Origin of the sequence: Devosia soli (assembly GCF_000970455.1) — a bacterium.
In the GTDB taxonomy this organism is placed as follows: domain Bacteria; phylum Pseudomonadota; class Alphaproteobacteria; order Rhizobiales; family Devosiaceae; genus Devosia; species Devosia soli.
Genome location: NZ_LAJG01000023.1, coordinates 169,775 through 192,748, shown reverse-complemented (window position 1 = coordinate 192,748; position 22,974 = coordinate 169,775). Strand labels below are relative to the sequence as shown.

The following is a 22,974-nucleotide window of genomic DNA, read 5'->3' as shown; positions in this document are numbered from 1 at the left end:
CTATGCTACACACGGCCCGAAATTCCCTCAATTCGTTCCGGTTACCATGTCCCAGGTCGTTACTCGCTTTGCTCCCTCTCCAACCGGGTACCTGCATATCGGCGGTGCCCGCACGGCGTTGTTCAGTTGGGCCTATGCCAAGAACAAGGGCGGCAAGATGCTTTTGCGCATCGAGGACACCGATCGCGAACGGTCAACCGAAGCCGCCGTCGTCGCGCTAATCGATGGGCTGAAGTGGCTGGGTCTTGATTGGGAAGGTGAACCGATCAGCCAGTTTGCGCGCGCTTCGCGGCACGCGGAAGTCGCGCATGAACTGGTTAAAATGGGTCACGCCTATTATTGCTATTGCTCGCCCGAAGAGCTCGACCAGATGCGGGAGGAAGCCCGGGCTGCCGGCAAGCCGCCACGCTACAATGGGTACTGGCGCGATCGCGACCCCAAGGAAGCGCCCGAAGGCGTCTCGCCGGTTATCCGCATCAAGGCGCCCCTTAGCGGCGAGATCGTCGTGCATGACCATGTTCAGGGCGACGTCGTCTTCAAGACGGAAAATCTCGACGATTTCATCATCCTGCGGTCGGACGGTACCCCGACCTACATGCATGCAGTCGTCGTCGACGACCATGATATGGGCGTGACCCACATCATCCGTGGCGACGACCATTTGACCAATGCCGCCCGGCAGATCGTCATTTACAATGCGATGGGCTGGACTGTGCCTGAGATGGCGCACATTCCGCTGATCCATGGCCCGGATGGCGCAAAGCTCTCGAAGCGCCATGGCGCGCTCGGGGTAGAAGCCTATCGCCAGATGGGCTACCTCCCAGCAGCAGTCCGCAATTACCTCGCCCGTCTCGGCTGGAGCCATGGCGACGAGGAAATCTTCTCGACCGAGCAGATGGTGGAGTGGTTCAGCCTCGAAGCGCTCAACAAGGGCGCGGCTCGCTTCGATTTCGTCAAGCTTGAGAACATCAACGGGCACTATATCCGCGAGGCCGACCCGACCTATCTCTATAACGTCATGATCGACACGGCCAAGGAAGTCGGCCGAGAAGACGACGTCAAGGGGCTGATAGCCAACCACAACACCGTGCTTGCCGCCCTCCCTGAGTTGCAGCCGCGCGCCAAGACCGTGCTCGAACTGATCGATCTGGCGCAGTTCATCTATGCGTTGAGACCGATCACGCCAGACGCATCTGCGGCAGCTCTGTTGACGCCGGAAGCCAAGACCATCCTCGCCAGCATTGCCGAAACGTTAGGGGGCCTTGCCGATTGGTCAGTGCCCGCGATCGATGGCGCGATGCGCCAGCTCGCGGAAGAAAAGGGTCTCAAGCTCGGCAAGCTCGCTCAACCGCTTCGCGCGGCCCTTACTGGACGCACGGTTTCGCCAGGTATCTTCGAGGTCATGGTCTTGATCGGACGGGAAGAATCGATGGCGCGTCTGGGCGATCAAATCGCTTAAGGCGACCCGCGAGAGAGGGTAACCTATCCTTACCTATCGGTTGCCTCAGCGGGGCAAAAACTGATACCTCTGCGGTCGGCAATCTGCACCGCTGGAGGTGCTGCTCCGCTCCATTCTCCCTCCCTCGGAGCCGGGCAAAACGAGGAGAGCTCAATGACCGAAAAAGTCGCCAAACTCGTCGTCGGGGACCAGACCGTCGAATTTCCAATTCTGAGCGGAACAGTGGGTCCGGATGTCGTCGATATCCGCTCGCTCTATGCCAAGACCGGCCTGTTCACCTATGACCCGGGCTTCACCTCGACGGCCGCCTGCGACAGCGCGATCACCTATATCGACGGCGACAAGGGCGAGCTTCTCTATCGCGGCTATCCGATAGAGCAGCTGGCTGAAAAGTCCAATTATCTCGAAGTCTGCTACTTGCTGCTCTATGGCGAGCTGCCGTCCGCCCAGCAGTTCAAGGAGTTCGAGCAGCTGGTGACCAAGCACACCATGGTGCACGAGCAGATGCATTATTTCTATCGCGGCTTCCGTCGCGACGCGCACCCGATGGCGGTGATGACCGGCGTCGTCGGCGCCATGGCTGCCTTCTATCACGACTCGACCGATATCAACGATCCGCAGCAGCGAGAGATCGCGTCGATCCGAATGATCGCCAAGATCCCGACGCTTGCGGCGATGGCCTACAAGTACTCGATCGGCCAGCCTTTCGTTTATCCGCGGAACGATCTCGACTACGCCTCGAACTTCCTCCACATGTGCTTCTCGGTGCCTGCGGAAGAATACAAGGTGAATCCCGAAATCGCTCGGGCTATGGACCTGATCTTCACGCTCCATGCCGACCACGAGCAGAACGCGTCGACCTCCACGGTTCGTCTTTCCGGCTCCTCCGACGCCAACCCGTTTGCATGTATCGCTGCAGGCGTTGCATGCCTGTGGGGCCCTGCTCACGGCGGCGCCAATGAAGCGGCGCTCAACATGCTGCGCGAAATTGGCACGGTCGACCGTATCCCCGAATTCATCGCCCGCGCCAAGGACAAGAACGATCCGTTCCGCCTGATGGGTTTCGGGCATCGCGTCTATAAGAACTACGACCCGCGCGCCAAGGTCATGCAGCAGACGGCTAACCGCGTGCTGGATCTGCTCGGCGTCGAGAACAACCCGACGCTGCAGGTTGCCAAGGAACTCGAGAAGATCGCGCTCTCGGATCCATACTTCGTCGACCGCAAGCTCTATCCGAATGTCGACTTCTATTCAGGCGTCATCCTCGACGCCATCGGCTTCCCGACTTCGATGTTCACCGTGCTCTTCGCGGTTGCGCGTACTGTCGGTTGGATCAGCCAGTGGAAGGAAATGATCGGCGATCCGCAGAAGAAGATCGGCCGCCCGCGCCAGCTCTATAACGGCGCAACGGCCCGCGACTATACGGAAATCAAGGCGCGCTAAGACACAACATCAAACGGCCCCACTTACACGGGGCCGTTTTTTTTTATGGTCGCCAATAATTCAGCACACGCTCGGCTGGATCGACCTTCGGATCCTCAAGCGTGCCGTTTTCCATGAGGCAGCGAATCTCAGCAAATCCTTGGACCTGCGCTTCTGCCTTGGCCGGAGAGTCGAGAAGCTCTCGAATTGCCCCTGATAAGGCCGCAGGGTCTGGCTCGATCTGTAGGATTTCCGGCACCAGTGGTCGGTCGAGTATGGCGTTGGGCAAGGACGCATATTTGACCTGATACTTGAACCAGCGCTTCGCCTGACCTTTGTCGGCAAGGTAGGTCGTGACCATCGGCACGCCCGCAAGAGCCAACTCCAGCGTTACCGTTCCCGTTACGGCGACAGCAGCGACGGCCGCATTCATCGCAGCTGCCTTGCGATCTTCGCCGGTGATGACATCGACCTTAACCGGCCAATCTGCCACGCGTTGCTCAAGGGTCTTTACAAGGCGCCGCGGGGTCGGCAGGACGAAACCATTGACGGCGGAATGGCCGCTCAACGCTGATGCAACCTCGCGCATCAGCGGCAGATGCCTGCGCAATTCACCGTCGCGGCTGCCTGGCAAAAGCAGGATTTGACCCTGACTGGGTCGCTGCTCCCTGAACTGCAGAGCAGTAGCGGCGGGATGGCCGATATAGCTGGTTTTCGGGCCACCTGCTTCGCGCATGAAAGCTGGCTCAAATGGCAGGACAGCCATGACCTCGCGGAAATGCGGCTTGAGCTCCTGGGCGCGCTCGGGCTTCCAAGCCCATACTGCGGGGGCAACGCAAAGAACAACCGGGATATCCGGCGCGGCCTTATGAACTTGCTTGGCGACGATGGCGGAAAAGACCTGCGCATCGACAAGGACCGCGACGTCAGGACGGCTTTTGACGATGGCCCTTGCCACCTGCCGAGCGCGCCACAATAGCTTGGGCAGTCGCGGCAGAACGTCGGCCCAACCCATGACCGACAGTTCATTCATGTCGAAAAGCGAGACCTGACCCTCGCTTGCCAATGCGTCTCCGCCCACCCCGGTTACTACGACAGGGACGCGCTGGCGGAGGCGCCGGACTAGATCAGCGGCGATGCGATCGCCAGATGGTTCGCCGGCGAGAACGAACAGTCGAAGCGCCTTGGGCGGCGCAACGGCGTCAGCCATCTACTCCTCGTCCGCCCCGGTTTGCGGCAGCGTCAGCGGCCGATCCTTGGCTGAGGAGATAAACGACACAACTTCCTGAACGAGTTTGGCGTCCTTGAACATGACTGCCGCGTCGTCAACCCGCTCGCGCAAAGTTCCTTCGCTCGAGAAGATCATACGATAAGCTGCGCGCAGCGTGTGGATGCTGTCACGCTCGAAACCTGCGCGCTTGAGGCCGACAAGATTGAGACCGGCGAGACGAGCGCGATTGCCGACTGCAAGACCATAAGGAATAACGTCGCCGTCGATCATGCTTTGCGCGCCGATAAAGGCATGCGAGCCAATCCGCACGAATTGATGCACCGCGCAAATACCGCCGAAGCGGACATAATCGCCGACAATGGAATGCCCTGCGAGACCACAATAATTGGCCAGGACGACGTTGTTGCCGACGAGGGCATCGTGGGCCACGTGCGAGCAGGCCATCAGCAGGCAGTCGTTGCCGATCTTGGTCAGCATGCCGCCGCCCTCGGTTCCGGGATTGATGGTCACCGATTCTCGAATGGTGCATCGCTCGCCGATCTCGAGCCTTGATTCCTCGCCGTGGAATTTCAGATCCTGCGGCTGGTGCCCAACGGAGGCGAACGGAAAGATGCGAGTTCCGGCGCCAATGGTCGTGCGGCCCTCGATGACGACATGCGAAATGAGTTCGACATCATTTGCAAGAACGACATTGTCGCCGACGATGCAATATGGACCGATCTTGACGCCAGCGCCGAGTTGAGCACCTTTGGCGACGATCGCCGTCGGATGGACGACGATTCCGGTCACGCTGTCGCCTCGACGATCATGGCGGTGATTTCAGCTTCCGCAATGATCGTACCCTTTACCTTCGCTTCGGCACGATAGCGGCCAACCGTCCGGCGGCGGTGCATCTTGGTGATGTGATATTCGATTGTGTCGCCCGGTCCGGCTGGCTTGCGGAAGCGAGCAGCATCGACGCCGAGCAGCATGACGATGCTCTTCTTGTCGGCAGTCGAATCATGACGGATGACGATCGCTCCCGCAGTCTGGGCCATGCCTTCAATGATCAGAACGCCGGGAAAAATCGGGCTGTTGGGGAAATGGCCTTGGAAGATTGGCTCGTTGACGGTGACGTTCTTGATGCCGATCGCTGAATCGTCGCCTTTGATATCAATGATCCGGTCGATCATCAGCATGGGATAACGATGCGGCAGCGCCACGAGGATATCCGTGATGCTCATCGCATCGAGTTCAGTGGCTGCGTCTACCGTGTCCGTCATCCCTGCTTTTCCCCCTTGATCAACTTCCGCACGAAGGCGATTTCTCGCCAGAAATCCTTTATATCCTGCGCCGGAGCACCGGCAAGCTTGGAGCCGGCCGGCCAGTCCTTGGTCACGGCGGCGCGCCCATGAACTACCGAACCAGCGCCGATTCGCAGATGGCCGGAGGTCCCAACGCCGCCGCCCAACAAGACGCCATCTTCGACCACAGTAGTACCCGATAGACCGCTCATCGCTGCCACGAGGCAGTTCCGCCCGATGCGGCAGTTGTGGCCGATCTGCACGAGATTGTCGATTTTCGTTCCGTCACCGATGACTGTGTCGCCTAATGCGCCGCGATCGATCGTCGTATTGGCGCCGATCTCTACGCGATCCTGAATGATCACCCGGCCAAGCTGCGGAATTTTGCGATTTGTCACGCCGTGATCGAGCCAGCCGAAACCTTCGGTGCCGATGCGGACACCGGAATGCAGCACGACTTCATTGCCGACATGAGCGCAGTCGATAGTACAATTTGCGGCGATGACGCAATTGCGACCGATGGTGACGCCGGGTCCGATAACGGTATTAGCGCCAATGATGGTACCGCGACCGATTTCGACGCCTGCACCGACGACGACATTGGACCCGATCGTCACGTCCCGCTCGAAGATCGGAGCGCCAAGGTCATCACGACCGCCGGCAATGATTGCCTTGGTGCTGTCGGGATATAGGCGATCGAGAATATCGGCAAAGAGATTGTGTGTCCGTGGCGCGGTAATGGCCATGGTGCCCGCAGGCACCTTGTCGGCCACCACGGGGTGAATGAGCGCGAAACCGGCAGAGGAGCGGCTGAGCTCCGCGCCGTAGCTCGCATGTGCAGCGAGCACCAGATCGCCGGGACCGGCCAGGTCAATCTCGGCGACGCCTTCAACCATCTTGCTGGGATCGGAAAGACCGGCGACCAGATCGGCATGGCCCAGTTCCGTCAGGAGAGCGCCGATCGCGACGGGGCCGGCAAATCGGTGGAATCGGGTATCGACCATGGGATCACTTCAAAAGAAAGAGCCGCGGGCGCTACCGCCCCGCGGCTCAAAGACTTGTTCCACGTTGCTCGGTCTAGAGCAAGGTCTGGATGGTGATCTGGAAGACCTGCGCACGGTCCGCTGTCGACTTGTTGAGCACCTGCGAAACGTCGCCGCGGAGCGGGCCGAACGGCGAATCCCAGATAAGCGAGGCACCGATCGACGTGCGCAACGGCTGGTCCTGGCTGTTGCCATCGACCGGCACGGCGCCGATGCCCGGAAGGCCATCGATCCAGGCAGCATCCGCCCAGACTGCACCGCTGAGGCCGTAGCTTTCCGGCAGAGCCGGGATCGGGAACTCGATTTCGGCCGACACGGCGGCATAGGCCGTCGCGCCAAGATATTCGCCGCTGACGAGACGCGGACCAACGCCACGGCCTTCAAAGCCGCGGATGATGTTCTGGCCAGGCATGAAGGCTTCGACCGAATTCACGGCTCCATTGTTCATGCTGTTGACGACGCCGGCCTGTCCCTTGACGCTGGCAACGATGCCGCTGTCATCGAGCAAGGGAACGAAGTAACGAGCGCGCGCCTCGGTCTTGAGGAGGTTATGATCCCAGCCGATATACTGCTGGGTAAACGTCGCATAGAGGCCTTCGGTCGGGTCCTTGACGTCGTCCACGCCGTTCCATGTCAACGAGTAGCCAACAAAAGCCTTGTTGAATTCCTGGCCGTTGGTGACGAGCGAGGACTGATAGGTCGGGTTGTCCTTGACGTCCGAGATCACCTTGCGCTCGTAGCCGCCGAAGAGCGACGCCGAGAGAGCGCTGGTGATCGGCACGCCGAACCGCACCTGACCACCGGTCGACTGCGAACCGTAAAAGGTGGTTGTCGTTTCGTCCGAAATACGATGATAGGCATCGAAACCAGCCGACACCTTGAGACCCATAAAGCGAGGCTCGGTGAAGGAGAAGTCGAAGGTACGGCCCGACTGCGTCGCGCCAATCGCGGCGCGCAGATACTGGCCGCGACCGAGGAAATTGCGCTCGGTGAGCGAAACTTCGCCGAGGATACCATCGGTGGTCGAGAAGCCGGCGCTGGCGCCGTATTCACCCGTAGAGGTTTCGGTGACGTTGATGTTGAGAACAACCTTATCGGGCGAGGAACCGGGAGTTGTCGTGACTTCAACGGCGGAGAAGTAACCCAGATCCTGGATGGCGGTACGGCCACGGACAACCATGGAACGGTTGAACGGATCGCCTTCGCCGAAAGCCAGCTCGCGACGGATCACGAAGTCTCGGGTCTTGGTGTTGCCGGTGATGTTGATGCGCTCGACATAGATACGCGCACCTTCGTCAACGAGGTAGGTTACGTTGAACGTACCGGTGGCGACATCGCGGTCGAGGCGAGCGCGGACGTCGGCGAAGGAGTAACCCTGCGTCGTGGCTTCATAAGCCATGTCCTCGATGGTCTTCTGCAGGTCGGCGACAGAATACTGCGAGCCCTGCCCGGTCTTGACAGTCGAGCGCAGCACGTCGGTATTCAAACCATTGATGCTGGTCTCGATACCAATGTTGCCGAAATCGTAGTGCTGACCTTCGTTGATCGTGAAATTGATGAAGTAGGCGTTCTTGGCCGCATCATATTCAGCGACAGAATTGACCTGCGCATCAGGATAACCGCGGTTGGCGTAATAAAGACGGATACGCTCGCGGTCGACGGCGAGCTTCTGCTCGTCGTACGTGTCGTCCCGAAGGAGCCAGCTTAAGATGCCGGTTTCCTTGGTCAGCATGGCACCCTTGAGGTTGCCGCCGTTGATCGCATTGTTGCCGGTGAAGTTGATGGCAGCAATGCCAGCGCGCTCACCTTCGTTGACCTGGAAAATCACGCGGACGCGGCCGTCGGCGGTCGCTTCAGTGCGCGAGGTGACCGTAACGCCCATGAAGCCGTCGCGATCGTAGGCCTGACGGATGCTCTCGACGTCAGCGGCCAGCCGCTGCGGCGTATAGATGCCCGACGCATTCAGATCGACCATCGCAAGAAGCTGAGCATCGGAGAAGCGGCGGTTACCCTCGAACAGGACCGAACCGACCAGCTGCTCCTGAGCCTGCGCAACGGCAACGCCCAGAACCGGGATCCCGGCGCCGACCATGGGCGCTGCACCCATAATGGCGATCACTGAGACGGCGCCACGCATCAGCTTGGTGGGGTTAATCATATTGTTATTGCCTTCTGCGACCCGCCCGGAGAATCGTCATACGCCGCTCCCCCAAGCTAACTCCATTGAAGTGTTTTACTGTTTTTTTAACCACGGACAAGCCGTAAGCCGGGACGCGGTTAGTAATTCATTGGCGCGCTGGTATTCGTGCAACACCTTGCGAACCAAGGCTAACAGGAGGTTAACGAAGGATGCCGAAATGATCGAAGACCGTGTCATTGAACAGGGTAAAAACCATCAAAGCCAGCACCAACGCAAAACCGAACCGAAAACCGATCTCCTGAACGCGCAAGCTGAGAGGTCGGCCGCGAACGGCTTCGATCAGATAGTACAACAGATGCCCGCCGTCGAGCATGGGAACGGGCAAAAGATTGAATATCCCAATATTGAGAGAGAGTAGCGCCATCAGGTTAATGAGGGCTATCACGCCGAGCGTGGCCACTTCCTTCGATACTTTTGCAACCTTGACCGGTCCGCTGAGCTGCTCGACATCGCCGCGACCGACGAAGAAGTCGCCAAGGAACGCTCCGGTGCGCTGGACGATGAAACGGATTTCCTCGACCGTCATGCCCACTGCTTCGATGGGGCCCGGACGATAGAGTTCGACATCGGCGTCGTCGAAATTGCTGCTGACGCCAATGCGACCTATCCGCTGGTCATTGCCGAATCTGTCCTGAATAACGACCGGCTCCGGCGTCAACGTCAGGGTGCGCTCAGACCCGCCCCGCTCGATATCGATGCTTACCTGCCGAGCGGGACTGGTGGCGACGTAACGCTGGAAATCCTCGAAGCCACGAACGACGTAGCCATCGACCGACAAAATCTTGTCGCCCGGCTCAAAGCCGGCAGCCTCAGCAACGGAGCCGGCAATGACGTCCTCAACTACGGCAGGAACGGTGTAGCGGCCATAGCCGAGAAGCAGGGCATAAAGGATGACGAATGTCAGGATGATGTTGGCGATCGGCCCTGCTGCCACGACGGCGATGCGCTGCCACACCGTCTTGTTGACGAAAAGATGTGGCGCCAGCTCGGGGTTCTTCAGTTCTGGCGAATCTGGATCAGGCACGCTCGCCGGATTCATATCGCCGACAAAGCGGACGTAACCGCCCAGGGGAATCGCCGACAGTTTCCAGCGTGTGCCATGCTTGTCGGTCCAGCCGACGAGCTCGCGCCCGAAGCCAATCGAAAAAGCCTGAATGGCAACGCCGTTCCACCGAGCGACGAGGTAGTGCCCCATTTCGTGGACAAAGACGATGACTGTCAGAACCGCTAGGAACGGAATGACATAGGAGAGCAGCCAGGCGGCAAAATCAAACATCGTCGATCCACAGTTGCGGCGGGCATATGGCCATGCCGGTCACCAATAAAGCAGCCCTTCCGCGACCCGGTCGATGCCGCCGTGGAGGACGCCAATGATCAGGACGAGGATCACGCCGAATGTGAGGCTATCCAGCCGGTCCATCAAGCCGCCATGACCGGGAATGATGTCACCGCTGTCCTTGATGCGAAAGCGGCGCTTTACCGCACTTTCAAGAAGATCGCCGAACTGGCCGAGAATGCTAATCGCGACGGCAATGAGAAGACCGATCCACCAAGGCGAGTCGGTGATCAGCGTCCAGACGATCAGCCCTGCACCTGCTCCAAGCGCCAGACCGCCAAGGGCACCGGACCAGGTCTTGGAGGGCGAGATTGCCGGAGCGAGCTTTTCCCCGCCGATCTGTCGGCCGGTAAAGAAGGCAGCAGAATCGGTCATCCACACAACGGTGCCAAGAAATACACCCGCCCAGAGACCCGCCATGGTGTCGCCGCGCATGAGCACATGCGACAGAATCAGGAGACCGAAAAGCGCGAGGCCCGTTGCGCGCCAGAGGAGCAGTTTTCGATCCATGAAGGCAGCGACAACGATGGCGACCAGGATTGCACTGGCCAGCCCGAGAATCCCGAACCAGGGAAATACCGTGCCAGAGAGCCAGACGAGAGCCACGAGAGCCAGACCCGGTATCGAAATCGTCGCGCGGGAAACCATCGTTTCCCATTCGCGGTAGGCGCCGGCATAGACGGCGCCTACAACAGTCGAGAAATAGAAACTGCCCAGATAAAGCGTGACGATCACTATCACGAGCAGAAAGGCCGCGGAGGCAAGGCGAGGCCCGACATCGGCCCAATTGCGACGCTGGGATGCGACAGGCTTAGGAGAAGGCTCGCCCGGATCGGTCAACTCCCGGTCGCCCCCAATCCGCCATAACGACGCTCTCGAAGCGAATAAGCCTCGAGAACGCGTAAGAAACTCGATTCATCAAAGTCCGGCCAGTTCTCTGGCACGAAAACCAATTCGGCATAGGCGGACTGCCACAAAAGGAAGTTTGACAGACGCTGTTCGCCGCTGGTGCGGATGATGAGATCGGGGTCGGGAATGTCGGACGTGTAAAGCGCGCGGCCAAGGCTGGCCTCAGTGATCGAAGATGGGTCGATGCGTCCTGCAACGGCATCTTCTGCAAGGCGGCGAGCGGCCTCGGCGATTTCAGCGCGGCCGCCATAGTTGAATGCAACAACAAGTACGAGACCAGTGTTTGTCCGCGTTTTCGCTTCAACATCGTCGATGAGGCGGATCAGCGGTGGCTCCAGCCCAGCGCGGGAGCCGACGATACGGATCTTGACGTTGTTGCGCATCAAACGGTGTAGGTCCGAGGCTACAAAACGACGCAAAAGATTGAAGATAAACGAGACTTCCTCGGGCGGACGCGTCCAGTTCTCGGAGGAGAAGCTGAACACCGTCAGGTATTGCACCCCATAGCGAATGCAATATTCGACCGTGTTGCGGAGCGACTGCACGCCCTGCACATGACCTTCCGTGCGTCGCTTGCCGCGCGCCTTTGCCCAGCGGCCATTGCCGTCCATGATCACACCAAGGTGGACCGGAACACGCAGACCCGGGCCGTGGCCCGGGCTAATTTTCGCAGCGATCTCGCTAGCCATCAACGCCCCTCCCGGCGGCGTTAGCAGATCCTCAGACCTGCATGATTTCCTGTTCCTTGGTCGCCACGATGGTGTCGATCTCCTTGACGGCGTCGTCGGTCGCCTTCTGGACGAGATCGGACTGCTTTTTCGCGTCGTCCTGGCTCATGTCGCCGTCCTTCTCCGCCTTTTTCAAGGCGTCCATACCGTCGCGACGGATATGGCGGACAGCAACACGGGCCTGTTCCGCATAATTATGCGCAACCTTTGCCAATTCCTTGCGACGCTGCTCATTTAGTTCGGGTAGCGGAACACGAATGACCTGGCCCTCGCCCATCGGATTGAGGCCAAGACCGCTATCGCGGATCGCCTTCTCCACGGCATTGGCAAGACCACGATCCCAAACCTGGACCGAAAGCATGCGCGGCTCGGGCACGGTGACGGTCGCTACCTGGTTGAGCGGCGTGCGCGAACCATAGGCTTCAACGGTGACCGGTTCGAGCAGGCTTGCGCTGGCGCGCCCCGTCCGCAGGCCCGAAAGTTCGTCCTTGAGCGATGAAATCGACTTCTGCATGCGAGACTTGAGGTCGTTCAGATTATAGGCCATGGCCGATAGTCCTTTCGGTCTTGGCGCTGCCGACATGGGGCGCGCTCTTGTTGAAACTCATGCGAACCGGCAATGCCGGGCGGCTGCGCCCTGCCCTAGCCGTGGTCACCGACCAGGGTCGAACGGCCGCGACCTTCGAGAACGCCGGACAGGCCTTCGGCGACATCCAGCGCATATACAATAATGGGCATGCGATTGTCGCGTGCAAGCGCGAAGGCCGCTGTATCCATGACCTTCAGGTTCTGCGAGATAACGTCGTCGAAGCTGATATGAGCATAGCGGACCGCGTCGGGGTTCTTCTTCGGATCATCGGAATAAACGCCGTCGACCTTGGTTCCCTTGAGGACAACGTCGCATTCAAGTTCTATGGCACGAAGCGTGGCTGCCGTATCGGTCGTAAAGAAGGGATTGCCCGTACCGCCGCCCAGCACGACGACGAAGCCTTCTTCGAGAGCAAGCTTGGCGTCGCGCGCCGTGAAGGTGTCGGCCACGGACGGCATGGTTGCAGCCGAGAAAGGCTTGGATTTGACGCCTTGACGCGAGATGGCGTTGGAGAGGGCAAGGGCATTGATCATGGTGCCGAGCATGCCCATCAGGTCTGCGGTGACGCGGTCCGTACCGTCTGCAGCGCCGGCCATGCCGCGAAAGATATTGCCGCCGCCGACAACGATCGCGACCTGCGTGCCAGTGCGCGCTACGTCAGCGATCTGCCGCGCTACGCCCTGGAGGAATGGAGGCTCGATGCCAAAGGAGTTATCTCCCGCCAGCGCCTCGCCCGAAACCTTGAGCAGGATGCGCTTATATCCGGACGCCATCGGAAGACCTCATCTTAGGTGCTGCGGCGCTCGCGATTCTGCACGCCCAAGGGACACTAAGGCAAAAAGGCCCGAAGCAGAAGGCGAAGGCACGCTGTAATGTATGCGAATTAAACATGCTCGATCCAGCTGAACTGGAGAGCTGCAGGCGGACTACAGAGCCCGCCTGCAAAACGTCTTACTTGACGCCGGCGGTCGCGGCAACTTCAGCAGCGAAGTCGGTCTCGACCTTTTCGATGCCTTCACCGAGGGCGAAGCGGGCGAACTTGGTCAGTTTGACCGGCGCGCCAACTTCCTTTTCAGCATTCTTGATTGCGTCGGCAACCTTGGTTTCGCCGTCGATAACGAAGGTCTGCGCGAGGAGCGTAACTTCTTCGTAATACTTGCGAAGACGGCCTTCGACCATCTTCTCGGCAATGTCGGCCGGCTTGCCGGATTCCTTGACCTGCTCAAGAATAATGGCGCGTTCGCGGGCGACGACGTCCTGATCCAGTTCGCTGGCATCGATGGCAAGCGGATTGGTCGCTGCGATGTGCATGGCGAGCTGCTTGCCGAGCGTCGAAAGAGCAGCCTTATCGCCGGTCGATTCGAGAGCCACGAGGATGCCAATCTTGCCCAAGCCTGCCTTGACGGCGTTATGGACATAGCTTTCCACCACGCCGTCGGTGACCGACAGCGTGGTCGTACGGCGCAGGTTCATGTTCTCGCCGATCTTGGCGATGGCTTCGGTCAGTTCGGCCTGGACCGAGTGACCAGTGCCGGGGAACGGCATTTCGCCGAGCTTTGCGACATCGCCGTCGGCATCAAGAGCGAGCTTGGCCACGGTGCCGACGATGTTTTGGAACTGCTCGTTGCGGGCAACGAAGTCGGTTTCAGAGTTCACTTCGACGACGGCAGCCTTGGTGCCCGAAGTTGCTACGCCGACCAGGCCTTCGGCAGCAACGCGGTCGGCCTTCTTGGCGGCCTTGGCGAGACCGCGGGTGCGCAGCCAATCGACGGCAGCTTCCATGTCGCCATTGGTTTCGGCCAGGGCCTTCTTGCAGTCCATCATGCCGACGCCGGTCGACTCGCGGAGCTGCTTAACCATTGCAGCAGTGATTTCCATGGGTTCACCTTTCGGCGGCCCCGCAAGGGGACCGCATAGTTTCGTTCATGACGAGTCCGGAGATACCGGACTTAGTTGACAGCTTCGCCTTCGCTCGGAATATCTTCGGCCGGAGCTTCCGACGAAGCGCCGATATCAGCACCGAGGGCGCTCGAGGAACGAGCGATGCCATCGAGAGCGGCGCGCGAAACGAGCGACACATAAAGTTCGAGAGCGCGGCTGGCGTCGTCATTGCCCGGGATGGGGTAATCGACCATGTCCGGATCGCAGTTGGTGTCGACGATGGCGACGACCGGAATGCCGAGACGACGCGCTTCCTTGATCGCGTTCGCTTCCTTGTTGGTGTCGATCACGAACAAGAGCGAAGGAACGTTGCCCATGTCCTTGATACCGCCGAGGTCGCGCTCAAGACGCTCCTGCTCGCGGGACATCATCAGGCGCTCTTTCTTGGTGCGCAGGTTGAGGTCTTCTTCGCTCATCGATTCCAGCTCGCGAAGGCGCGCGATGGAGTTCGAGATCGTCTGCCAGTTGGTCAGCGTGCCGCCGAGCCAGCGCGAGTTGACGAAGTATTGTGCCGACTGCTTGGCTGCATCAGCAACCAGCGGAGCTGCCTGACGCTTGGTGCCAACGAAGAGCACGCGGCCGCCATCGGCAACGGTGTCCGAGATCAGCTGCAGCGCGCGGCTCAGGGCCGGCACGGTTTGGGACAGGTCAAGAATGTGGATGTCGTTGCGAACGCCGAAAATGAAGCGTTCCATCTTCGGGTTCCAGCGGTGCTTCTGGTGGCCGAAGTGCACGCCTGCTTCGAGGAGCTGGCGCATAGAGAATTCTGGCAGAGCCATGTCTGTTTTCCTTTACCGGTTATGTCCTCCACGAAGCAGTGCGACGGTTGCCCGCCACCGGATGGCGTTCCAAGGGAATGCCGGCTTCGTGTGTGAGATCACGCCGGCAACATGCCGGGCGCGAGGGCGATATAAGCGAAGTCTGCGGGAAGCGCAACCCGCCTTGCCGCGCCTCGAAACCTCACGGCAACGTTAATGAACCATGCTTAGGCCCGTGCATTGACCGATCATAGACCCGCGCCTGGACGCGGGGACAAGGGTGAAAGCCCCTGAGCGGGGGAGGATGGGCTCCGGGCTCGCCTCCTCCGCGTTGTTTTGCCCAGCATGACGTTTTGCTACGGCTCACCGGCAAAGCCCTTTCGGAACAGCGCCTCAGTTGAACCTTACGTCCGTGATGCCTTCGAGCGCCTTGATGCCGCCGGCGACTTCGGCGCTGACGGAATACTTGCCGGGGAGTTCGATTTCATACTCCTTCGCACCGGCGTCGCGGATAACAACAAAACTGACCGTGCCATTGCCGCCGCGCTTGAGCTGAGCGCCTACGGCAGGTAGCGCCTTGGAATCAGCGGCGAAAATGGTCAGCTGGCGATCGATGCTTTCGGCGGCGCCTTCGATCGGCTTTGCTCCATTGAGCATGAGGCTGATGCCTTCGGCACGTTCCTGGGCGCCGACTTCCAGGATCACCGAATTGCCCGGCTGCAGGAAGCCGCCGAACTGGCTGATCTGCTCGGAAAAGGCGATGCACTCGAAGGTGCCGCTCTGATCCGACAGGGTCAGGATCATCATCGGCGTGCCCTTACGCGTTCGCCTGTCGTTACGGGACGAAATCGTGCCGGCGAGGCGGCCGGCCGAAGCGCCGTCTTTTACGGCACGCTCGAAATCGGCCCAGCGCTGGACGCGAAGGCGCTCGAAAAGATCGGCATAGGCGTCGAGCGGATGGGCGGAAAGGTGAAAGCCGATGGCCGACAGTTCGCGATCGGCACGCTCCGTGGAAGTCCAAGCCGGAACGCTCGTTGGGAGGCGGAACGGCTCGGGTTCGCTGGAAGCAAACATATTCCACTGACCCTCATTCCGCTCGGAGGTCAGGGCCTGCGCCGTGCCCATGACCTGGTCGATCGCGGCAAACGCGATCTCGCGGCGCGGCGCGAGACCATCAAAGGCCCCGGCGTTGACCAGGGTCTCGAGGGTGCGCTTGTTGATCGCCTTTGGATCCACGCGGCGAGCAAAGTCGCCGAGATCCTTGAACGGTTGATCACCCCGAACATCGACGATGTGCTCGGCGACGGCCCGGCCGACGCCCTTTACGGCGGAAAGGCCATAGTGGATGCGATCGTCCTTGACCGAGAACACGACCTCGGACCTGTTGATGCAGGGAGCGACAACTTCGATCTTCTTCTTGCCGGCCTCGCGGCGGAAGTCGGAGAGCTTGTCGGTCTGAGCCATATCGAGCGTCATCGAGGCCGCATAGAATTCGTGCGGGAAATGCTGCTTGAGGTAGGCGGTCTGATAGGAAACCCACGCGTAGGCGGCAGCGTGGCTCTTGTTGAAGCCGTAGTTGGCAAACTTGGCGAGAAGATCAAAGATCTGATCGGCGAGCGCTTCACTGACGCCGTTGGGGCCCGAGCCCTCACGGAAGCGGATACGCTGGTTATCCATTTCCGCCTTGATCTTCTTGCCCATGGCGCGGCGGAGCATGTCAGCTTCGCCGAGCGAATAGCCCGACAGAAGCTGGGCGATCTGCATCACCTGCTCCTGATAGACGATGATGCCGTAGGTTTCGTCGAGTACTTCGCTGAGCTTGGGATGAGGATATTCCACCTCTTCCCTGCCGTGCTTACGGTCGATGAAGCTCGGGATATTGTCCATCGGGCCCGGCCGGTAGAGCGCGTTCATGGCGATGAGATCTTCGATGCGGTCGGGCTTGAGATCCATCAAGGCGCGGCGCATGCCGGCAGATTCAAACTGGAAGATGCCGTAGGTGTCGCCGCGGGCATAAAGATTGTAGGTCGCTGCGTCGTCGATCGGAATGGCGTCGATATCGAGGTCGATGCCACGTTGACGCACCATTTCGACGGCATACTGGATCGTCGTCAGCGTCTTGAGGCCGAGGAAGTCGAACTTGACGAGCCCGGCGGGTTCAACCCACTTGAGGTTATATTGCGTGACCGGCATGTCGGAGCGCGGGTCGCGATAAAGCGGCAGCAGTTCCTGAAGCGGTCGATCGCCGATGACGATGCCGGCGGCGTGGGTCGAGGCGTGACGAAATAGTCCCTCGAGCGACTTGGCGATCTCAACGAGCTGACCGACGGTCTCGTCGTCCTCGGCCATCTGCTTGAACTGCGGCACCTCGTTCATGGTGCGCTCGATGGTCCAGGGATCGGCGGGGTTGGCTGGCACAAGCTTACAGATGCGATCGACCTGACCATAGGGCATCTGCAGGACGCGACCGACGTCGCGCAGCACGGCGCGGGCCTGGAGCGAACCGAAGGTGATGATCTGGGCAACCTGTTCGGCGCCGTATTTCTTCTGAACGTATTCGATGACCTCTTCGCGCCGATCCTGGCAGAAGTCGATGTCGAAGTCGGGCATCGAAACGCGCTCTGGATTGAGGAAGCGTTCGAACAGCAGATTGTAGCGCAGTGGGTCGAGATCGGTGATGGTCGTGGCATAGGCTACGAGCGAGCCGGCGCCTGAACCGCGGCCAGGCCCGACTGGAATGCCCTGGGCTTTGGCCCACTGGATGAAATCGGCCACGATGAGGAAATAGCCGGGGAATTTCATCTTCTCGATGACGCCAAGCTCGAAATCGAGCCGCGCGCGATATTCTTCTTCCGTCTTGCCCGGCCCAGGCCCGTGCGCGGCGAGGCGCTTGTCGAGACCCGTAACAGCCATGTCACGCAAGGCGGCAGCTTCAGCGGCAACGACTTCTTCTTCCGTTGCGTGTGAGCCAGCAGCGAACTTTGGCAGGATTGGGCCGCGGGTACGCGGGCGGAAGGCGACGCGTTTGGCGATTTCAATGGTCGAATCGAGTGCCTCGGGGAGATCCGAGAACAGCTCCATCATTTCCGCGCGGGATTTGAAATAATACTGGTCGTTGAGCTTGCGGCGCTCGGTCTGGGCGAGCACGGAGCCGCCGGCGATGGCCAGGAGCGCGTCGTGGGCCTCGTATTCCTTGGCGGACTTGAAGAACGGCTCATTGGTGGCGACGAGCGGAATGCCTTTGCGATAAGCATAGTCGATGAGGCGCGGCTCGACGCTAGCTTCCTGGGCACGACCATGGCGCTGTAGCTCGACATAGAGCCGATCGCCAAAAAGATCGGCGAGGCGATCGAGGCGTCGGAGGGCATTAGCATCTTGTCCTTGGGCGAAGGCCATGTCGATGGCGCCCTCCGGGCCGCCGGTCAGACAGATCAGGCCGGACAGCGAGTCGGGCGTCAGCCAATCAAGCTTGGCGCGGGCAAGGCCATTTTCGCCTTCCATATAGGCGCGAGAAACAAGGCGCGAGAGATTGGCGAAGCCGCCCTCGGATTGCGCCATGAGCACAACGCTGGATTTGCCGGCCCAGGCGACGTGGCCGCGTTCGCTGATCCGCTCTTCGGCAGCGGCAAAATCAATGGCAATTTCGACGCCGACGAGGGGCTGAATGCCCTTTTTGGACGCCTTTTCGGAAAATTCGAGAGCACCAAAGACATTGTTGGTGTCGGCAATGCCGAGCGCCGGCTGGTTGTCGGCGGCAGCGAGTTTGAGAATCGTTTCGAGCTGAACTGCGCCTTCGAGAAGCGAGAAAGCCGAGTGAACGTGGAGGTGAATAAAGCCGGGGCCGCGCATGATCGTCAGACCTTGGGCCAGTCCAAGCCGGAGGTCAAATCACCCTCCCGCCAATCCACAAGCATCAGCTCAGGTGCGTCAACAAATCCATCCAGGTCAACGAGCCGACGGTGAAGGCACAGAGGGTCACGAAGGCGGCGAAGTCCTTGACGAAATCGATCATTTCTAGCTCCCTTGTTGCTATATTGTTCTTATATGTTCTTTCTTCGTTCTGGTCTAGGGAGAGCTATGGGGAAAGCGGGGACAGGGTTAATGCGTTAGGGTTTCCTTAGCACGGCGAGAGAATCAAGACGTCACAAAGTGCCGGTTGGCCAATGGCCTCCGGTTTTTGGATGGACGGACCCCGGAGCGGCATTCGCCTCGAAGGGTTTTAGTTTTGGTGAAGCGGATGACCGCTCCGGGGCGCCCTTTTTCGGATGGGTCTCACTGCGCCTCTTTGATCGCTCGTCGCGAGGCGGCCAGTCCCGAACGTGCATGGGAGACGCCCCATGCAGGGCCCTCCCCGCTCCTGTCGTCTGCAGACCGTCCGTGCGGGGATGGATGGCAGGATTATGCGGAAGGAATTTGGTGCGGGGATAAGAGGGATAAGACGGGCCATAAACCCGGTCGCTCATGCGTATCGATGCGGAGGCGAGATGGATTGCCGGGACGAGCCCGGCAATGACGTAGGGGGACCCGTGGGTCCTCCGAACCGACTAGCATGCCTTCGAGCGCTGGTTTGCCAAAGTGCTAGAGCGTATGCGCGACGACCTTACCGTTCTTGATCGTGACGATGCGGTCGGCGCGGCGGGCGAGATCGTAGTTGTGGGTAGCGATCAGCGCTGCGGCGCCCTCGGTGCGGATCAGGTTTTTGAGGGCTTCGAAGACGATATCGCTGGTCGCAGGGTCAAGGTTGCCGGTCGGCTCGTCGGCGAGGATGACGCGCGGATGGTTGGCAGCGGCGCGGGCGATGGCGACGCGTTGCTGTTCGCCACCCGAAAGTTCGGCGGGGCGATGGGCGGCACGGGGGCCGACGCCTAGAATATCGAGCAGTTCCTGGGCCCGGACGGCAGCCTCGGCGGGTGTCTTGCCCGCGATCATCTGCGGCATGGAGACGTTTTCGAGGGCGCTAAATTCTGGCAGCAGGTGATGGAACTGGTAGACATAGCCCACCGTGTTGCGGCGCAATTGGGTGCGGCCGCGATCGTTGAGCTGGCTGGTTTTATTGCCCACGATTTCAACTTCGCCGGCCTGCGGACTCTCAAGCAATCCGCAGAGGTGGAGGAGCGTCGATTTGCCGGCCCCCGAGGGGGCGACGAGGGCGACAAGCTCACCGCTTTCAACGGCGAGATCGGCTTCATCGAGGACGCGAACCTGGGTCGCGCCTTCGCCATAATGGCGATGGACGCCCGAAAGGCGCAGGAACGAATTACTCATAACGCAGCGCCTCGACCGGATCATATTGAGCGGCGCGCCAAGCCGGATAGAGCGTCGCGAGGAAACTGAGGCTCAGCGCCAGGACGACGACGACCGTAACTTCGGTCGGGTCCGTCTTGCTCGGGAGCGACGAAAGGAAAAACACTTCGGGCGGAAAAAGCGTAACGCCGAGCAGATTGGAAATCGACGCCCTCAGTGTCTCGGCATTGGCCGCGACCAAAAGACCCAGCACAAGGCCGGTCAGGGTGCCGATGACGCCGATGGTCGTGCCTGTGATCGAGAAGATGCGCATGATGGCGCCGCGTGTCGCGCCCATGGTGCGCAGGACGGCGATGTCCTTGCTCTTGTCCTTCACCAGCATGACGAGGCTCGAGATGATATTGAAGGCTGCAACGAGGATGATCATCGAGAGGATGGTGAACATCACGACTCGTTCAACCTGCAGGGCGGAAAAGAAGGTCTCGTTGCGCTGCTGCCAATCGGTGAGGATGAACGGCCGAATTCCCGGGGTGGCAGCGATGCGCTCGCGGACTACGTTCACTTCATCAGGATCGTCGATAAAAATCTCAGCGCCCGAAGCCTGATAGACGCGCTCATAGGCCGCGTCGATTTCTTCGTCGCTCGCCATCGGATCAAGCGGACCGGCGCCCGGCTTGAGCACGTCCTCATAGAGCCGGAAATAATCCTGCGCCAGATGTAGCGGCATATAGACGAAGAGGCTATCAAACTCGACCATGCCAAGATTGAAAATGGTGCGAACCGGATAGGATTTGATCTGGGGCGTTGAGCCGAAGGGCGTCATGGCGCCTTGCGGCGAGATGAGCTGTATCTGATCACCAAGACCGACGCCGAGCGTCTGCGCCAGACGGTAACCGATGGCGACACCATCGTTCTCGTCCCAGCTATCGAAACCGCCCTGCTCTGCCGAATTCATCAGCAGCGTCAGCTTGTCGATATTTTCGGCATCCATGCCGCGGACGGAGACGCCAGTCGAGCCTCCGCCACCGGACGCCAGCACCTGGCCTTCGACGTAATAGACCGCAAACTTGACGCCCTGAACGGTTTCGAGATCGGCGATGGCGTCCTTGTAATCGGTGAATTTGCTCTCGATGGGATAGGCCGTGAAGTGGCCATTGAGACCCAGGATCTTGTCGAGCAGCTCGGCGCGGAAGCCGTTCATCACCGACATGACGACGATCAACGTCGCCACGCCGATGGCAACGCCAACCATGGTGAGGCTGGCGATGACGGAAATGAACGCCTCTTTTCGCCTTGCGCGCAGATAGCGCCCAGCAATCATCCACTCGAACCGGGAGAACGGCCGAGTGGATCGGCCGGCCGGGGCATGCTGGGCTGAGGTGGTCAAATGTCGTTCATCCGCTGGGGTTCGATCAGGCCCTTGAGACGCTCGACCGCGTTGGCGAGCGGCAGCGTCTCGCGCTCGCCAGTCTTGCGATGTTTGATTTCAACTTCGCCCGATTTAAGGCCGCGAGGCCCGAGGATGAGCTGATAGGGAATGCCGACGAGATCGGCCGTCGCAAATTTGGAGCCGGCAGGCTGATCGCGATCGTCGTAGAGCATGTCGAGGCCGGCAGCGGTCAGCTCGGCGTAGAGCTTGTCGCAAGCGGCATCGGTATCGGCATCGCCGGCCTTGAGATTGACCAGCACGGCTTCGAAGGGCGCGACGGAGACCGGCCAGATAATGCCGTTTTCGTCGTGGCTGGCTTCGATGATGGCGGGCACGACGCGGGTCAGGCCGATGCCGTAGGAGCCCATGTGGACAATGGTCTCCTTACCGTCATTGCCGGTGACCGAGGCCTTCATCGGCTCGGAATATTTGGTGCCGAAATAGAAGATGTGGCCGACTTCGATGCCACGGGCGGAGACGCGCTTGTCCTCGGGGACGGCAGCTTCGTATTCGGCTTGATCGACCATTTCTTCCGTAGCGGCGTAGAGCGAAGTCCAATCGTTGAAGATGGGTTTCAAATCGCCGCGGAAGTCGACATCCTGGCCGGGGATCGGCTTATCGAGGAGGTCGCGATGGCAAAAGACCTGGCTTTCGCCGGTTTCGGCCAGAATGATCCATTCGTGGCTGAGGTCTCCGCCGATGGGGCCGGTATCGGCGCGCATCGGAATGGCGGTGAGGCCCATACGGGCATAGGTGCGCAGATACGCGACGAACATGCGCTCGTAAGCGGCGACGGCGCGGTCCTTATCGAGATCGAAGGAATAGGCGTCCTTCATCAGGAATTCGCGGCTGCGCATGGTACCGAAACGGGGGCGCACTTCGTCGCGGAACTTCCACTGGATGTGGTAGAGGTTGAGCGGCAAGTCCTTATAGGACTTGACGTAAGTGCGGAAAATGTCGGTGACCATTTCCTCGTTGGTCGGACCATAGAGGAATTCGCGCTCGTGGCGATCTTCGATGCGCAGCATTTCCTTGCCATAGGCATCGTAGCGGCCCGATTCGCGCCAGAGATCGGCGGACTGGATGGTGGGCATCAAAAGCTCGATCGCACCGGAGCGGTTCTGCTCCTCCTCGATGATCTTCTGGACTTTCATCAGGACCTTGTAGCCAAGCGGCAGCCAGGAGTAGAGGCCTGAGGCCTGCTGGCGGATCATGCCGGCGCGCAGCATCAAGCGATGCGAGACGATCTCGGCTTCCTTGGGCACGTCGCGCAAGACCGGCAAAAAGTAGCGGGAAAGGCGCATGGGAACTCCGAAATTGATGCGTCGACTCAAGGGTTTTGTTGATGCCCACTCAGAGCCCAACCGTCCATACGATTCAAGCATGCAAGCCATGCAGAATC

At 60.0% G+C, this 22,974-nt stretch carries 18 protein-coding genes; 2 read left to right on the top strand and 16 right to left on the bottom strand.

The window, feature by feature from the left end:
* Window positions 1-46 precede the first annotated feature (46 nt).
* Together gltX and gltA are read left to right on the top strand one after the other, a co-directional pair.
* Window positions 47-1,459 carry a glutamate--tRNA ligase gene (gene gltX / locus VW35_RS13185; protein ID WP_046143511.1) on the top strand — a complete coding sequence of 471 codons (1,413 nt, stop codon included), beginning with the start codon at window positions 47-49 and terminating at the stop codon, window positions 1,457-1,459.
* 153 nt (window positions 1,460-1,612) lie between these two features.
* Entirely contained in the window at window positions 1,613-2,902 is a 1,290-nt protein-coding gene (gene gltA / locus VW35_RS13180) for a citrate synthase (protein WP_046143510.1), read from the top strand.
* A 43-nt stretch (window positions 2,903-2,945) separates the two neighbouring features.
* On the opposite strand, the gene VW35_RS13175 is transcribed toward gltA, so the two are convergent.
* The 16 genes from VW35_RS13175 to proS form a co-directional block, all read right to left on the bottom strand.
* On the bottom strand, window positions 2,946-4,091 hold the full coding sequence (locus VW35_RS13175; RefSeq protein WP_046143509.1) for a lipid-A-disaccharide synthase: 1,146 nt from the start codon (window positions 4,089-4,091) through the stop codon (window positions 2,946-2,948).
* Window positions 4,092-4,901 (bottom strand): acyl-ACP--UDP-N-acetylglucosamine O-acyltransferase, encoded by an 810-nt coding sequence (lpxA, locus tag VW35_RS13170; protein WP_046143508.1) that lies wholly within the window; start codon window positions 4,899-4,901, stop codon window positions 4,092-4,094. It lies immediately after the preceding gene.
* A complete protein-coding gene (gene fabZ, locus VW35_RS13165; protein ID WP_046143507.1) occupies window positions 4,898-5,374 on the bottom strand; it encodes a 3-hydroxyacyl-ACP dehydratase FabZ in 477 nt (158 codons plus the stop codon). Before fabZ ends, lpxA begins: the two co-directional genes overlap by 4 nt.
* Window positions 5,371-6,399, bottom strand: coding sequence for a UDP-3-O-(3-hydroxymyristoyl)glucosamine N-acyltransferase (gene lpxD / locus VW35_RS13160; protein ID WP_046143506.1), 1,029 nt, complete (start codon window positions 6,397-6,399; stop codon window positions 5,371-5,373). Before lpxD ends, fabZ begins: the two co-directional genes overlap by 4 nt.
* A 73-nt stretch (window positions 6,400-6,472) precedes the next feature.
* Window positions 6,473-8,596, bottom strand: coding sequence for an outer membrane protein assembly factor BamA (bamA, locus tag VW35_RS13155; RefSeq protein ID WP_052951712.1), 2,124 nt, complete (start codon window positions 8,594-8,596; stop codon window positions 6,473-6,475).
* Window positions 8,597-8,777: 181 nt separating this feature from the next.
* Window positions 8,778-9,914: an RIP metalloprotease RseP gene (rseP, locus tag VW35_RS13150; protein WP_046143505.1), complete on the bottom strand. Its 1,137-nt coding sequence runs from the start codon at window positions 9,912-9,914 to the stop codon at window positions 8,778-8,780.
* 39 nt (window positions 9,915-9,953) lie between these two features.
* Window positions 9,954-10,814 (bottom strand): phosphatidate cytidylyltransferase, encoded by an 861-nt coding sequence (locus VW35_RS13145; RefSeq protein ID WP_052951711.1) that lies wholly within the window; start codon window positions 10,812-10,814, stop codon window positions 9,954-9,956.
* Complete coding sequence (gene uppS, locus VW35_RS13140) at window positions 10,811-11,572, bottom strand: polyprenyl diphosphate synthase (RefSeq protein WP_046143504.1); 762 nt, start codon at window positions 11,570-11,572, stop codon at window positions 10,811-10,813. Before uppS ends, VW35_RS13145 begins: the two co-directional genes overlap by 4 nt.
* Window positions 11,573-11,603: 31 nt before the next feature.
* Complete coding sequence (frr, locus tag VW35_RS13135; protein WP_244465901.1) at window positions 11,604-12,158, bottom strand: ribosome recycling factor; 555 nt, start codon at window positions 12,156-12,158, stop codon at window positions 11,604-11,606.
* Window positions 12,159-12,253: 95 nt separating this feature from the next.
* Window positions 12,254-12,973: a UMP kinase gene (gene pyrH / locus VW35_RS13130; protein WP_046143502.1), complete on the bottom strand. Its 720-nt coding sequence runs from the start codon at window positions 12,971-12,973 to the stop codon at window positions 12,254-12,256.
* Between the two features lie 178 nt (window positions 12,974-13,151).
* Window positions 13,152-14,078: a translation elongation factor Ts gene (gene tsf / locus VW35_RS13125; protein ID WP_046143501.1), complete on the bottom strand. Its 927-nt coding sequence runs from the start codon at window positions 14,076-14,078 to the stop codon at window positions 13,152-13,154.
* A 71-nt stretch (window positions 14,079-14,149) separates the two neighbouring features.
* Window positions 14,150-14,920: a 30S ribosomal protein S2 gene (rpsB, locus tag VW35_RS13120; protein WP_046143500.1), complete on the bottom strand. Its 771-nt coding sequence runs from the start codon at window positions 14,918-14,920 to the stop codon at window positions 14,150-14,152.
* A gap of 372 nt (window positions 14,921-15,292) precedes the next feature.
* Window positions 15,293-18,748, bottom strand: coding sequence for a DNA polymerase III subunit alpha (gene dnaE / locus VW35_RS13115; protein ID WP_046143499.1), 3,456 nt, complete (start codon window positions 18,746-18,748; stop codon window positions 15,293-15,295).
* A 729-nt stretch (window positions 18,749-19,477) separates the two neighbouring features.
* Window positions 19,478-20,164, bottom strand: a complete 687-nt coding sequence (locus tag VW35_RS13110; RefSeq protein ID WP_046143498.1) for an ABC transporter ATP-binding protein — start codon at window positions 20,162-20,164, stop codon at window positions 19,478-19,480.
* A complete protein-coding gene (locus tag VW35_RS13105) occupies window positions 20,157-21,464 on the bottom strand; it encodes an ABC transporter permease (RefSeq protein WP_046143497.1) in 1,308 nt (435 codons plus the stop codon). Before VW35_RS13105 ends, VW35_RS13110 begins: the two co-directional genes overlap by 8 nt.
* Before the next feature lie 62 nt (window positions 21,465-21,526).
* Complete coding sequence (proS, locus tag VW35_RS13100) at window positions 21,527-22,876, bottom strand: proline--tRNA ligase (RefSeq protein WP_046143496.1); 1,350 nt, start codon at window positions 22,874-22,876, stop codon at window positions 21,527-21,529.
* Window positions 22,877-22,974 lie beyond the last annotated feature (98 nt).